A 12,988-nucleotide genomic window follows, 5' to 3' on the forward strand; every position below is an offset into this window, starting at 1 on the left:
CATGTTCTGTTTTAAAGACTAATATCCAAACCAAATGTAAACGTCTTTGCCCACGGATAGATCTTGGCGTGACTCGTCGATTCGTCGTACGTATTCTCTGTTGCCGCCTGTTCAGGATCTATATACTTACTTTCCAGCTTCGTAAACGTCAGTAAATTTTCGCCACTAAAATATATCCGAAGCCTCGATAGTCCCGCTTTAGATGCCACTTTCTGCGGCAATGAATAACCAACCGTCACATTCTTCAAACGCATATAGGCCAAATCCTGCAAATACTTGCTGTTTGTAACGCCCAATGAGCGGTTTGTCGCATTCAATGCGATGTAACCACGTGGGCGAGGGAAGTAAGCGTCCGGATTATCCTCACTCCATACTTGGCTTAAAAAATCCTGGCCTATAAATGTCGAATAAGGCTGTGCATAAGGGCCCCAAAAATACGAAGCGTTCCGATGCGGATACCAGTTTTGGCGCCCTATCCCCTGTACAAAAACCGAAAGATCGATATTGTTCCAGTCGCCACCTAACCTGAAATTAAAATTATAACGTGGTAAAGAGTTTCCAATAACACGACGATCACCTGGGTTATCTGCCGTATTGTCGCCCATCGAAATAACCTTATCGCCATCTAAGTCTTCGAACTTCATATCACCGGCATGGAGTCCCTGATCAACTGCAGACGTGTTGATGATGGTATTTACCGCTGTTTGGTCCACATCATAATTTGCCGCTTCTTCGTCCGATAAGAAGAACCCATTTACTTCGTACCCCCAAATTTGGCCCAGTTGCTGCCCTTCGTAGAAATTGGATAAGTTTTTATTCGGGTTATCGAATCGGGTCACCTTCGAGGTATTATCCCCTACACCTGCACCCACATAATAGTTGAAACGTTTCCCATCCAGATCAAATCCGTCTCTCCAATTCACACTCGCCTCCCAACCTTTCGTCAACAGATCAGAAGCGTTTTCCAACGGAAAATCTGCTCCATAGTAGGCTGGAATTGTTCTCCCGGCTGTCAGCATATTCAACGTTTCGCGCCGATAGATATCCCCTGTAAGGGATAGCCTTGATCGCAGCAATTCCACATCAATCCCCACATTCGTCGTATTTACGGTTTCCCAGGTTAAATCGCTCGCATTCGGTTCACTCTCTTGCGCATAAGGCGCCAAGACTTCGCCGAAAGAATAATCTTTGGACACATTCCCTGCATTGATGGTCTGCAAGTAATCGTAGTATCCCACCTGCTGATTGCCCAAGGAGCCATAAGATGCCCTGATTTTAAAGGCATCCAACACCTGTTGATCCCATGCTTCAAAGAAGCCTTCCTTCTCGACACGCCAAGCGGCGGAGAACGACGGAAAGAAACCAAACCGGTGGCCCTTGGCAAAGCGTGACGTACCATCGTATCGCCCCGCTGCTTCGAATAAATATTTATCCTGATAGCCATAATTGAGCCTATAGAATGTACCAAACAACGCATATTCATTTTGTCCACCGTTGATTTCCAACACATCGCCAGTTGCCAATTCAAAGTCAATAAGCTGATCGCTCAGCAAGCCATTCCGCGCCACTTTAATATCTTTCAAATGCTTCGTCTCATAATTGTATCCTGCCATGATCTTGAAATCGTGGTCGTTGTTGAATACGGTTTGGTAAGTCGCATACGTATTCACGGCCTGGTATTGATGGTTCACCTGGGTTTCATACAAGCGGTCATTGCCAATACCAGATGTGATATTCAATACCTCTCCCGGGTATTTAGAATACGCAATGTTTGCCGACTTATTCATGGTTTGGTAATTGTAGTGGATAAACCGGTAGCTTGAGCGGATATCGAAACCTTTGAAAGGCCTGATCACCGCTTCAATCGTTGGCGAAAATTCACTGATCTTATCCATGTTTCGGTGAAGATCCTGCCCGAGCAAGGCCGCGTAACCATCCATCAGGTTGTAATTGCTGATGCTTGTTTGATATACCTGCGTGCCATCAGGATTTACCGGAACGATACTGGCCAGCCCGTGCACCACTGCCGCGCTAAAACTATTATCTACACCGCTTGGCCCCGGATAGGCATAGGCCGAATTAAAATAAGACAGGTTTGTATTGATATCCAACCACTTGTTTACGGTAAAATCCACACGTGAGCGTAAATTATACCGTTTCAAATCGTCGTGATTCTGACGAAAAACCCCTTCTTGGGTAAAATAGTTCCCCGATAAGCTATATTTTATATTTTCGGAAACACCATTCACACTGAGATTGTGCGTATGCATCGGTCTTCTTAGGTCAAACAGATGCTTATACCAATCGGTATTACCGTAGTAGACATAACTTTCACGGCCATCCCGATCATCTACCACTACCCACGGTCTATCCGGATGTTCCGTTTTATCATTTCGTCGCAGCCATAATTGATAATAGTCGTCATCCGTATACCGGGTATAATTGGATCCCGCGTAGTTGGAGAAAAACAAGTCATTTATAGCCGCTGAATAATAACCGCGGGTTTCAAAATCCGTGCTCGTGGTTTGTGCGCTAAGGGAGGTCTGCCCCGAGTAGGTGATACTCGCTTGGTTTCCGCTTCCGGTTTTGGTCGTCACCAATATCACCCCATACGATGCCCGTGCACCATATACAGCTGCGGCAGACGCATCCTTCAGTACCGTAATCGATTCCACATCATTCGGGTTAATACGGTTGATATCGCCTTCAAATCCATCGATAATGACCAACGGTTTTGCATCACTGGAAATCGAGTTGACACCCCGGATATTAAATCTCCCAGAAGCCCCTGGTCTTCCCGAACCGAAGGTGACTTGCAAGTTTGGAACAGTACCTTGTAGCAGCGATGACACGTTGGCAGCAGGTCGGCTCTGCAATAACTTGGAATCTACCACTGTAGTCGCCCCGGTAAGATTCTCTTTCTTTTGCGTTCCGTATCCCACTACGACTACTTCGTCCACTTCTTGTACATCGAGTTCCAGCCTGATATTCATATTGTCGGAAGCTCCAACGCGCTGCTCCTTAAAAAGATAGCCCACTAGGGAAAAACGCAGCAGCCCATCTGCGCCCTGCAGTTGCAAAACAAATTTCCCGTCGCCGTCGGTGGAGCTACGGTTTTCATGCCCGATCTCCCGCACCGTCACGCCACTTAGCGGCTGTCCACTTTCATCAACAACGGAACCTGTTATCGTTCGTTGCTGTACAGATTCTTCTATTTCGCCAGTTACCGTCGCGGTAGGTGTCGCTATCTTGCGTCTGCTCAGTACGATATTCTTCCCCACGATGCTGTACGCCAATTGGTATTTATCCGAAACATCTTTTAATACCGTCTGTAGGGCAGCACCGTTATAAGAAACGTTTAGCACAGCTGCTGCTGGCACCATCGATTCGTCATAAAAAATATTGTACCCCGTTTGACGTTGTAATTCGTTGAACAATTGTTCCACGCGCAGCTTGTTCTGCTTGAAGGTAAATGTCTGTCCGAATGTTAATGCGCTAACGTGTAGACTGGCGGCTAATAACAATGGAATGGCTAGACCCAATTTCATGAGAATTGAATAATTTTTTTTATACATTTGTATATGATTGATTATTAATTAGTCTGTAGTTATTTTTCAATCTTTAGTCATGAAGACGGAAACCAGGGGCGTTACGACCGCTCCTGCTTTTTTTTGTCTCATGAAGAAGTAAACCTTATTCTTCCACGACGACCCTCCTTCCTTCTATGTTGAATTTAACACTGCCTGTCAATTCTATAAGTGCAAGCAAATTATCGATCTGTTCAAATCTGGAAATTGTTCCCGTAAATTGGCTATTCTCAACCGCGGCATTATACACCACCTCCACATCGTACCAGCGGGCAACACTTTCCATAACCTCGCTGATGGAAGCCTTGCGAAAAGCAAAATTCCCATTTTTCCATGCAATCGCATATATCGGGTCTACCTTTCCGACGTTAAACTGCTGGGTTTGCTTGTTTAGTATAGCCTGCTCGTTGGCTTGCAATAAAACTTCATGACCTGTTGCGCCAAGACTTAAACGCACCTTCCCTTCCACCAAGGTTGTCTTTACATCCTCCCCATAGGCCTGTATATTAAACGTTGTTCCCAAGACCTCCAATTCTTGTGCACCAGTATTCACCATAAACGGAACCCGCTTACCATCCCGCTCTTGTTTTGCAACCTCAAAATACCCTTCTCCTTCCAACGTTACCACCCGTTTGTCCTGCCCGAAATATACCGGATACCGCAGTTTACTTTCCGCGTTCAACCAAACACGGGTTCCATCTGGTAATACCACTTGATATTGGCCGCCTTTGGGTGTCACTACCGTATTGTGGAGGGCCGCTTGCGCCAAAGCTTGTGCATCGTCATAGCGATAATAAATCGTACCGTCTTCGTCTTTAACGATAGAAAATCCCTGTTGAACGATGACCGTATCGCCTAGAATCTGTTCCAGATTAATTTCCGAGCCATCATCCAGGATAATACGGGCACGGTCGCCTCCCGGCACAATGACATCACTTACCAGGCTGTTTGCAGGTGTATGGAGAGATGACAGATTATGATATAAAAATGGCACCATCACCACCAAGGCCACAGCAGCTACGGCTACCCAAGGTTTCCTCCACCACAGCTTATGGACCGATCCGGATTCCTTCACCTTCCGACGGACACGCTCATCCAGTAAAATTTGTTGATAAATATCTGCTTTCTGCTGCAACAGGTTATCGTCCAGCAATCCATCGGGCAAGGAATCATACAGCTCTTCGAGGAATTCGATATTCTCGGGCGCAGCAAGCATCGTGCGGAGTTCCTGAATCTCCTCTCGGCTACATTTACCTTGTTGATAACGTATAATTAACGCCTTTAATTGGTGCTGTTTGCTCATTTTTTGCAGTGCTTCTATATAGATACACGCCCAGCATCAAAAAAAGTACTAGATAAAAAATAAAATTTTTATAAAAAACAGCAGAAAAAGGAGGTTATTGAGTTTAAGCCGTATAATTTTGGTGGCTGTCGCAATGTGGTTGCGCACGGTGTTTTTCGAAAGGCCAACGATATGTGCTATTTCATGATAGGATTTATCTTCCAGCTTATTCATCTGATACACGATCCGCTGTTGTTGAGGAAGTTCATTAATGACATGTTGTATCATGGCACTCAAATCCCTATCTTCTATTCTTTTCTGATTCTCGTCCGTTGATTCTTCCCAACTACTCGCACGATAGGTTTCATATTCTTCCTGATTTACCTTTTTTCGGAAATGCGATATGGCCAATCGTTTCGATACCACATACAGGTAGGGGTATATGCCTGCTGCATCTTTTAGTTGCTCTTTATGTAAAAAGAGCTGCACAAAGGATTCCTGCGTAATCTCTTCGGCGACAGCTACTTCTTTGCACAGGCGATAAACCTTTTTGATGACCATATCAAAATACACCTTATACACATATTCGAAAACATGTTCATCACCTTCCTGGAAAGACAAGAATTCTTCTTCGGTTAATGGCGGCTGTAAAGACATTTCGCTTGTATTGATTCTTTTTATTTTAAGTGCAGCTATAAATTTACCATATTTTCCTATAAATCTACGGCTTAAAAATCGATCGAAGTTAAATCTTTTAGAACGTCGTTACAAATTACCGATATTAAGTTTATGTGATATCTTTTTATCAGAACATTTTAAGATAAATTAATCTGAAATAAAAATATCTATTAACTTTGGCTAAGAAGCTACTAATCTATATTTTAAAAGCGTGCCAATACGGAATTAAAAAATCAGAGGATCGATCCTTATGCCTTAGACAAACAAAGTAAATGGTAAAAATTTTAGGATGATAAATCCGAAGAAATTAGGGACTTCGTGAAAAACAGACATATGAAAATTAAACGGATATATGAAAAACCAACGTCAAGCGATGGTTACCGCATCTTGATAGACCGGGTCTGGCCGCGTGGTGTATCTAAAGAAGAAGCTAAACTTGACGAATGGAACAAGGATATAGCGCCGTCAACGGCACTAAGAAAATGGTTCGGACACAGGCCAGAACTTTTTGACGAGTTTTCCGTTCGCTACCAAGAGGAATTACATAACAAAATCGAAGAATTGAAAAGGATAAAAGAAATTGCTAAAAAGCAAAAATTGACCCTGCTATATGGAGCCAAAAATGAACAAATAAATCACGCTGTTATACTTGAAGAAGTACTAAAGCGAACGAAATAACTGATATTTTCAGTTCATTCATTTAAAAAACCCATCCTTTTACTGATCTCTAGTACGATCGCTTAAAGAGTGCTAATAAAATTTTATATATCAACTATTTAATATTCAAAACAGAATCACTATCTTTGCAGACTTTAAAAAATTAATTTTAAACAAATTAAAAGAAAAAAACAGGTAAATGCCTACTATTCAACAATTAGTTAGAAAAGGTAGAGTAGCTCTGGAAGACAAGAGTAAGTCTCCAGCGTTGGACTCATGTCCACAGCGAAGAGGTGTGTGTACACGTGTATACACTACTACCCCTAAAAAACCAAACTCAGCAATGCGTAAAGTCGCTCGTGTACGTCTTACCAATGGTAAAGAGGTGAATGCCTATATCCCGGGAGAAGGACACAACTTACAAGAGCACTCTATCGTGTTAATTCGTGGCGGTCGTGTAAAAGACTTACCAGGTGTTCGTTACCACATTATTCGTGGTGCGCTAGATACTTCTGGTGTTAATGGTCGTAACCAACGTCGTTCTAAATACGGAACTAAGCGTCCTAAACCAGGGCAAGCTGCAGCTCCAGCAAAAGGTAAAAAATAATTAAACGGAGGGAAAGAAAATGAGAAAATCAAAACCAAAAAAGAGAATCATTTTACCTGATCCGAAGTTTAATGACGTTCAGGTAACACGTTTCGTAAACAACATGATGGTAGACGGTAAAAAATCGATCGCTTATTCCATCTTTTACGATGCAGTAGAAATAGTAGAACAAAAAACACAAGAGAATGGCTTAGAGGCTTGGAAAAAAGCATTAAACAATGTTATGCCAGCTGTTGAGGTTAAGTCTCGTCGTGTTGGGGGTGCCAATTTCCAAGTTCCGATGGAAGTACGCCCAGAGCGTAAAATCGCTTTAGGTATGAAATGGTTAATCTCCTACTCTCGCAAGCGCGGTGAAAAAACGATGCGTGAGAGATTAGCAGGAGAGATCATCTCCGCTTCGAAGGGCGAGGGTGCTGCTGTGAAGAAGAAAGAAGATACGCATAAAATGGCGGAAGCAAACAAGGCGTTCTCACACTTCAGATTCTAATATCATGAAATTGATTACACAGATATAAGGGATTACACAGATGGATATCATTGAAATCTGTGTAGTCCTTTTTTAATTGGTGTAATTTCATATAAAAACAAAATGGCAAAAGATTTAAGTTTAGTAAGAAACATCGGTATCGCTGCGCACATCGATGCCGGTAAAACGACAACAACAGAACGTATTTTATTTTATTCTGGTGTTAACCATAAATTGGGAGAAACCCACGAAGGTTCTGCTACAACCGACTGGATGGCACAAGAGCAAGAGCGTGGTATCACGATTACTTCTGCTGCTGTTACTGTATTCTGGAACTATCGCAACAAAAAATATCAAGTAAACGTTATCGATACGCCTGGCCACGTTGACTTCACCGTAGAAGTAAACCGTTCATTGCGCGTATTGGATGGATTGGTATTCTTGTTCTCTGCAGTAGATGGTGTCGAGCCTCAATCAGAAACCAACTGGCGCTTAGCTGATGGATATAAAGTACCACGCATCGGTTTCGTTAACAAAATGGACCGTTCAGGTGCTGATTTCTTGAAAGTTGTAAAACAAGTAAAAGAAATGTTAGGCTCAGAAGCAGTTGCTCTACAATTGCCAATCGGTGCTGAAGATGACTTCGAAGGTGTGGTTGACTTAATTAACAACCGTGGTATGGTATGGAACAAAGAAGATAAAGGGATGACCTTTACCGAAGTACCTATTCCAGACGATATGGTTGACGAGGTTGCAGAATACCGGGAGAAACTATTGGAAGCGGTAGCTTCTTACGACGAATCATTGATGGAGAAATTTTTTGATGATCCGAATTCATTGACAGAACGCGAAATCCTTGACGCTTTGCGTAAAGCGGTACTAGATAACGCTATTGTTCCTATGGTGTGTGGTTCATCTTTCAAAAACAAAGGTGTACAGACCATGCTTGATTTGGTTATGGAATTATTACCTTCTCCGTTGGATATCGAGGCGGTTAAAGGTACTGACCCGCGTAACGAAAATGAAATTGAGCGTAAACCATCTGAATCCGAGCCTTTCTCAGCTTTAGGATTCAAGATTGCTACTGACCCATTTGTCGGTCGTCTTTGCTTTATCCGGGCATATTCTGGTGTCTTGGAAGCAGGTTCATACGTATTGAACACGCGTTCTGGCAACAGAGAACGTATCTCCCGTATCTTCCAAATGCACGCCAACAAACAAAACCCTATCGAACGTATCAGCGCAGGTGATATCGGTGCCGTAGTTGGTTTTAAAGACATCAAAACAGGTGATACGCTTTGTGATGAAAAGAACCCTATCGTCCTAGAATCTATGGTGTTCCCTGAGCCGGTTATCGGTTTGGCAATCGAGCCTAAAACACAAGCGGATGTGGATAAATTAGGGATCGCTTTAGGTAAACTGGCAGAAGAAGACCCTACATTCGTTGTAAAATCAGACGAAGAGACAGGTCAGACGGTTATCTCGGGTATGGGCGAACTTCACTTAGATATCCTAATCGACCGTTTAAGACGTGAGTTCAAAGTCGAAGTGAACCAAGGTGCGCCACAGGTAGCTTACAAAGAATCTATCAACGGCACTACGGAACATCGTGAAGTTTACAAAAAGCAATCCGGTGGTCGCGGTAAATTTGCCGATATCAAAGTCGTTGTTTCTCCAGCAGATGAGGATTTTGATTCGACGAAATCACCTCTTCAATTCGTGAACGAAATTGTCGGCGGTGCTATTCCAAAAGAATACATTCCTTCGGTACAGAAAGGATTTGACGTATCGATGAGCAATGGCGTACTGGCAGGTTATCCCCTATCAGGCATGAAAGTTCGTTTGATTGACGGTTCCTTCCATGCGGTTGACTCCGACTCCTTGTCATTCGAATTGGCCGCTAAAATGGCTTACCGTAATGCCTTACCTAAATGTTCTCCTGTATTGATGGAACCTATCATGAAGATAGAAGTATTGACTCCGGAAGAGAACATGGGTGATGTCATGGGTGACTTGAACCGTCGTCGTGGTCAAATGCAAGGTTTGGATACACGTGGTGGTGCACAGGTTATCAAAGCACATGTTCCACTATCAGAAATGTTCGGTTATGTAACACAATTACGTACCATCACTTCCGGCCGTGCAACATCGACCATGGAATTTGATCACTATGCTGAGGCTCCACGCAACGTCCAAGAAGAGATTGTTGCGAAGTCTAAAGGTAAGATCAAAGATATCGAAGATTAAGACAATTAACCCGCCTCTGGTTGTTAATAGCTCTAACCAGAGGCATCTTTAAAATTAAATATAACATGAGCCAAAGAATCAGAATTAAATTGAAATCGTACGATTATAACTTGGTTGACAAGTCGGCTGAGAAAATCGTAAAAACAGTAAAACCTACAGGTGCAGTTGTCAGTGGTCCTATTCCATTGCCTACAGAGAAAAAGATCTATACGGTTTTACGTTCACCACACGTTAACAAGAAAGCACGTGAGCAATTCCAATTGTGTGCGTACAAAAGATTGTTGGATATCTATTCTTCCAACTCTAAAACTGTTGACGCCTTGATGAAACTTGAATTGCCTTCGGGCGTTGAAGTGGAAATCAAAGTGTGATAGATTTCAATGGAAGATCAAAGAAAAAGGCTACCCAATTAATTGAGTAGCCTTTTTTGTTTTCTACACTTCGTGCTCTCCTAGAACTCGTAGCCTACCCCAACCGAAAAGACACGGTTGTTAGAGGTTATACCATCGACGTTGCTCAAGTTTCCGAGACCCAATCCATAACCACCATTGATTAGGAAGCCATTGTTCAGCTTATAACCTAACAAGAAATTGAACCCCCAATCAAAACGTTTCATCTCGTCTGCATTGGAACCGAATTCGATATCCATGGATTCGTCCCCCCCTTTTACTTTGCCAGAAAGCCCCAAACCAGCATATGGACCTGCACCAACGAATACCGAACCGGTGTATCCCGTAGGGATATAATACACAGCATTCACAGGCACTTCTAGATACATGAGGTTGGTCGTAACATCTGCTCCGAGAACATCCGCTTTTCCGCCTTTACCCTGCAAAGACACGCCCGGTTGAATCGCGAAATTCGTTGCGGCGGGAATACTTGCATATCCTGTAACATGAAAATTCGTAGACGTCCCACTCGATTCGGATTCTCCATTTCCCGATGAGGTTATCTTCGGAAAGTTTAACCCTGCCTTCACACCCCAAGACGTTTGAGCTTGTGCTCCTGCAGCTAATAAAAATGCTGCTCCTAATGAAAGTAAAATCTTTTTCATACTCTTCAAATTTGTTTTAACGATCTAGGTAATACAATATTCAGACCAAAAACGAAACAACAAAACAACAAACTAATAAAAAACTATGTATCAACCAGTTATCTATTATATTTTCATCTCACCAATTTTAAATTTTCATTTTATTGGATATATCAAAAGTAAGTTTTATTTTTGCATTCCCTCGAACGGGATAAAGGGTCGGATGGCCGAGTGGCTAGGCTGAGGTCTGCAAAACCTCCTACAGCGGTTCGAATCCGCTTCCGACCTCGTTTTTAAAGACAAAAAATTTGAACCATGGGAGTTACACGTTTAAAAAGAAAAGATAGAAGAAACAAAACTACTTCACGTATGGAAGTACAGTTTTTGAGTTTAGGCCGCAATGTTGAGTTAGGCTCAAGAAGCAAAATGTCAGAAAAAAGCCAAATTGCAAAGAACAACGCTGTTTTGGATAAATTAGCAGCAGAAGCGAAATAAACGTTTCAAATGTTCATAAAATATAGGGAGAATCCTTTGGATTCTCCTTTTTATTTTGACTAAGATCTATAATAATATAAGCCCCTCTTCTCGCATTGCTATCCAAAACCCTGTTGGGATATCTTTTATAGCCATTGTCGCATTATTGTGAACTTTTTCAGGTTTCGTCGTATTTAGCGCCACACTGCGAATCCCAGCAATATTAAATCCAAAGTTAAAACAGGCTTCGGCCGGTAATATGTCAAACTGAGCGCACAGTGCCCAAAATTTATCCCGCCAAACGTATAGTGCTTTTCCCTCTTCCGTATCTTTATCAATACGCTGATAGTTAAAATAATCGCTTCCTACCAAAAAACCACCGTTAAATACTGCGGAGTTAATGACCGAGATTCCCTTTCTTCCTAATTCCTCAATAAAGTCGATAAGTTCTTTCGGATGACTGTATACCGTTAAGCTGTTAGCGATCATCACCCAATCTAACGGCACGTCACCTGCTATCCGCTGGATTATCTTCCAGTCTTTCGCACCAACTCCTATTCCCAAGACCTTCCCTTCCATCTTTAATTCGGCCAAAGCACGATAAGCCTCCAAAACATCTCGGTAACGCTCTTCCTCTTCTTCTACACTGCCCGCATTAGCTATATATTCATCGGGGTCGTGAACCGAAACCAATTGTGCCGTATAATCATCCAATAATGTATTTCCTTGATGAAAACAGGCTAAAATACCCTCATAGCTTATCTTCTGCACCGCGTCGTTGTTTAATCCTTTCCATACCTCGGGTTCGAATGTAGGTTCTGGCGTCGTTAGAGGCACCTGATACCAACCCAGTTTATTACTGATCAACACTTCAGAAGGTGCAACCCCCAACTGGCTTAAACTCTTTCCTATTGATTCCAAAGAAAGACCCGCTCCATACTTTCCTGCGGTGTCAAATACCGCTTTTCCAGGCGCATGCTTTATACATTCCCGGACAATCGCTAATTTTTCTTCAAAAGGCAGTTCTATATATAAATTCCCCAGCCCACTTGTTCCGAATACAATGGCAGGTAATTGGTCCTGTAAATTTGCGTGTCTATTGCTGTTTTCCATTATTTTTTTACTTGATCGAATGAATGGATGCAAAATATGCATAATTACGCTAAACCAATAATCTGTATATAATTATGTATGCGTAAAATGAGATTTCTCGTTCAATATTTCTTCGTCCGTTAAATCCAGTCGTAGCGGCGTAATCGAAACCATATCATGTTCCACCGCCCACCGATCAGTTCCTTCTTCCGCCGGCTCCAATGGGGTCACCGTAAACCAATAGTGTTTTCGACCCATTGGATCCGTTCCCGGCACGATCGTACCGTCATATAATCGGACAGACTGCCTTGTCCATACAATATCCGTAGGATCCGGAGGAAAATTAACATTATATAGTGCGAGTTCATCATTTTTCAACAAGAGCGCTAATGTCTTCGATACATAGGCCTCTAGATGTTCAAAATCTGGTTCGTCCTTTCCAACAGGTGTACTCAGGGCTATTCCCTTCACACCAAACAGCACCGCTTGTTTTGCCGCAGCTAACGTTCCCGAATGCCACATTGAATTTCCCAGATTGGGGCCCATATTAATTCCAGATAAAACCACATCCACATTTTTCCATAAGTGCATTCCCATGGCTACACAATCGGCCGGTGTTCCGTTTACGCGATGCGCCTCTATATCCGGAAACTCAATCGGGGATTTTTTATAGCCTAATGGTCTTGAATGTGTTACGGCATGTCCCATAGAAGACTGTTCCACATCCGGTGCAACAACCCTCACTTCCCCAAAATTCTTTGCTACCCTCGCTAAAGCTGCAATCCCCGGGCTATATATGCCGTCATCATTCGTCACTAAAATTCTCATAACATCTTCGTATTTATTTTCTTAGTTTAACAACAAT

The 12,988-nt window shown here is 42.6% G+C and carries 12 protein-coding genes and 1 tRNA gene; 7 read left to right on the top strand and 6 right to left on the bottom strand.

What is annotated here, in order from left to right; translation table 11 throughout:
* Positions 1-11 precede the first annotated feature (11 nt).
* The 3 genes from H8B17_RS11795 to H8B17_RS11805 all read right to left on the bottom strand — a co-directional run bounded on the left by H8B17_RS11795 (position 12) and on the right by H8B17_RS11805 (position 5,526).
* Positions 12-3,548: a SusC/RagA family TonB-linked outer membrane protein gene (locus H8B17_RS11795; protein ID WP_190309354.1), complete on the bottom strand. Its 3,537-nt coding sequence runs from the start codon at positions 3,546-3,548 to the stop codon at positions 12-14.
* Positions 3,549-3,693: 145 nt separating this feature from the next.
* On the bottom strand, positions 3,694-4,890 hold the full coding sequence (locus H8B17_RS11800; protein ID WP_190309355.1) for a FecR family protein: 1,197 nt from the start codon (positions 4,888-4,890) through the stop codon (positions 3,694-3,696).
* Between the two features lie 48 nt (positions 4,891-4,938).
* Positions 4,939-5,526 (bottom strand): RNA polymerase sigma factor, encoded by a 588-nt coding sequence (locus H8B17_RS11805; RefSeq protein WP_190309356.1) that lies wholly within the window; start codon positions 5,524-5,526, stop codon positions 4,939-4,941.
* A gap of 354 nt (positions 5,527-5,880) precedes the next feature.
* Here H8B17_RS11805 and H8B17_RS11810 point away from each other — a divergent pair, with 354 nt between their 5' ends.
* The 5 genes from H8B17_RS11810 (at position 5,881) to rpsJ (ending at position 9,895) form a co-directional block, all read left to right on the top strand.
* Positions 5,881-6,225 (top strand): DUF488 domain-containing protein, encoded by a 345-nt coding sequence (locus H8B17_RS11810; protein ID WP_190309357.1) that lies wholly within the window; start codon positions 5,881-5,883, stop codon positions 6,223-6,225.
* Positions 6,226-6,403: 178 nt separating this feature from the next.
* Positions 6,404-6,811, top strand: coding sequence for a 30S ribosomal protein S12 (gene rpsL, locus H8B17_RS11815; protein ID WP_130140989.1), 408 nt, complete (start codon positions 6,404-6,406; stop codon positions 6,809-6,811).
* 19 nt (positions 6,812-6,830) lie between these two features.
* Complete coding sequence (gene rpsG, locus H8B17_RS11820; RefSeq protein ID WP_190309358.1) at positions 6,831-7,298, top strand: 30S ribosomal protein S7; 468 nt, start codon at positions 6,831-6,833, stop codon at positions 7,296-7,298.
* Positions 7,299-7,400: 102 nt separating this feature from the next.
* On the top strand, positions 7,401-9,524 hold the full coding sequence (fusA, locus tag H8B17_RS11825; protein WP_190309359.1) for an elongation factor G: 2,124 nt from the start codon (positions 7,401-7,403) through the stop codon (positions 9,522-9,524).
* Between the two features lie 65 nt (positions 9,525-9,589).
* Positions 9,590-9,895 carry a 30S ribosomal protein S10 gene (gene rpsJ / locus H8B17_RS11830; protein WP_002993539.1) on the top strand — a complete coding sequence of 102 codons (306 nt, stop codon included), beginning with the start codon at positions 9,590-9,592 and terminating at the stop codon, positions 9,893-9,895.
* Positions 9,896-9,975: 80 nt separating this feature from the next.
* Here the strand turns inward: rpsJ and H8B17_RS11835 are convergent, their stop codons facing one another.
* Complete coding sequence (locus tag H8B17_RS11835; protein WP_190309360.1) at positions 9,976-10,578, bottom strand: outer membrane beta-barrel protein; 603 nt, start codon at positions 10,576-10,578, stop codon at positions 9,976-9,978.
* Positions 10,579-10,774: 196 nt separating this feature from the next.
* On the opposite strand from H8B17_RS11835, the gene H8B17_RS11840 reads away from it, so the two are divergent.
* A tRNA-Cys gene (locus H8B17_RS11840) sits at positions 10,775-10,845 on the top strand.
* Positions 10,846-10,872: 27 nt separating this feature from the next.
* Positions 10,873-11,052 (top strand): spore protein, encoded by a 180-nt coding sequence (locus H8B17_RS11845; RefSeq protein WP_190309361.1) that lies wholly within the window; start codon positions 10,873-10,875, stop codon positions 11,050-11,052.
* Positions 11,053-11,118: 66 nt separating this feature from the next.
* On the opposite strand, the gene H8B17_RS11850 is transcribed toward H8B17_RS11845, so the two are convergent.
* A complete protein-coding gene (locus H8B17_RS11850) occupies positions 11,119-12,144 on the bottom strand; it encodes an aldo/keto reductase (RefSeq protein WP_190309362.1) in 1,026 nt (341 codons plus the stop codon).
* A gap of 72 nt (positions 12,145-12,216) precedes the next feature.
* Positions 12,217-12,951, bottom strand: coding sequence for a 5'/3'-nucleotidase SurE (surE, locus tag H8B17_RS11855; protein WP_190309363.1), 735 nt, complete (start codon positions 12,949-12,951; stop codon positions 12,217-12,219).
* Between the last annotated feature and the right edge of the window lie 37 nt (positions 12,952-12,988).

The organism is Sphingobacterium arenae (assembly GCF_014692505.1).
GTDB classification, from domain to species: Bacteria; Bacteroidota; Bacteroidia; order Sphingobacteriales; family Sphingobacteriaceae; genus Sphingobacterium; species Sphingobacterium arenae.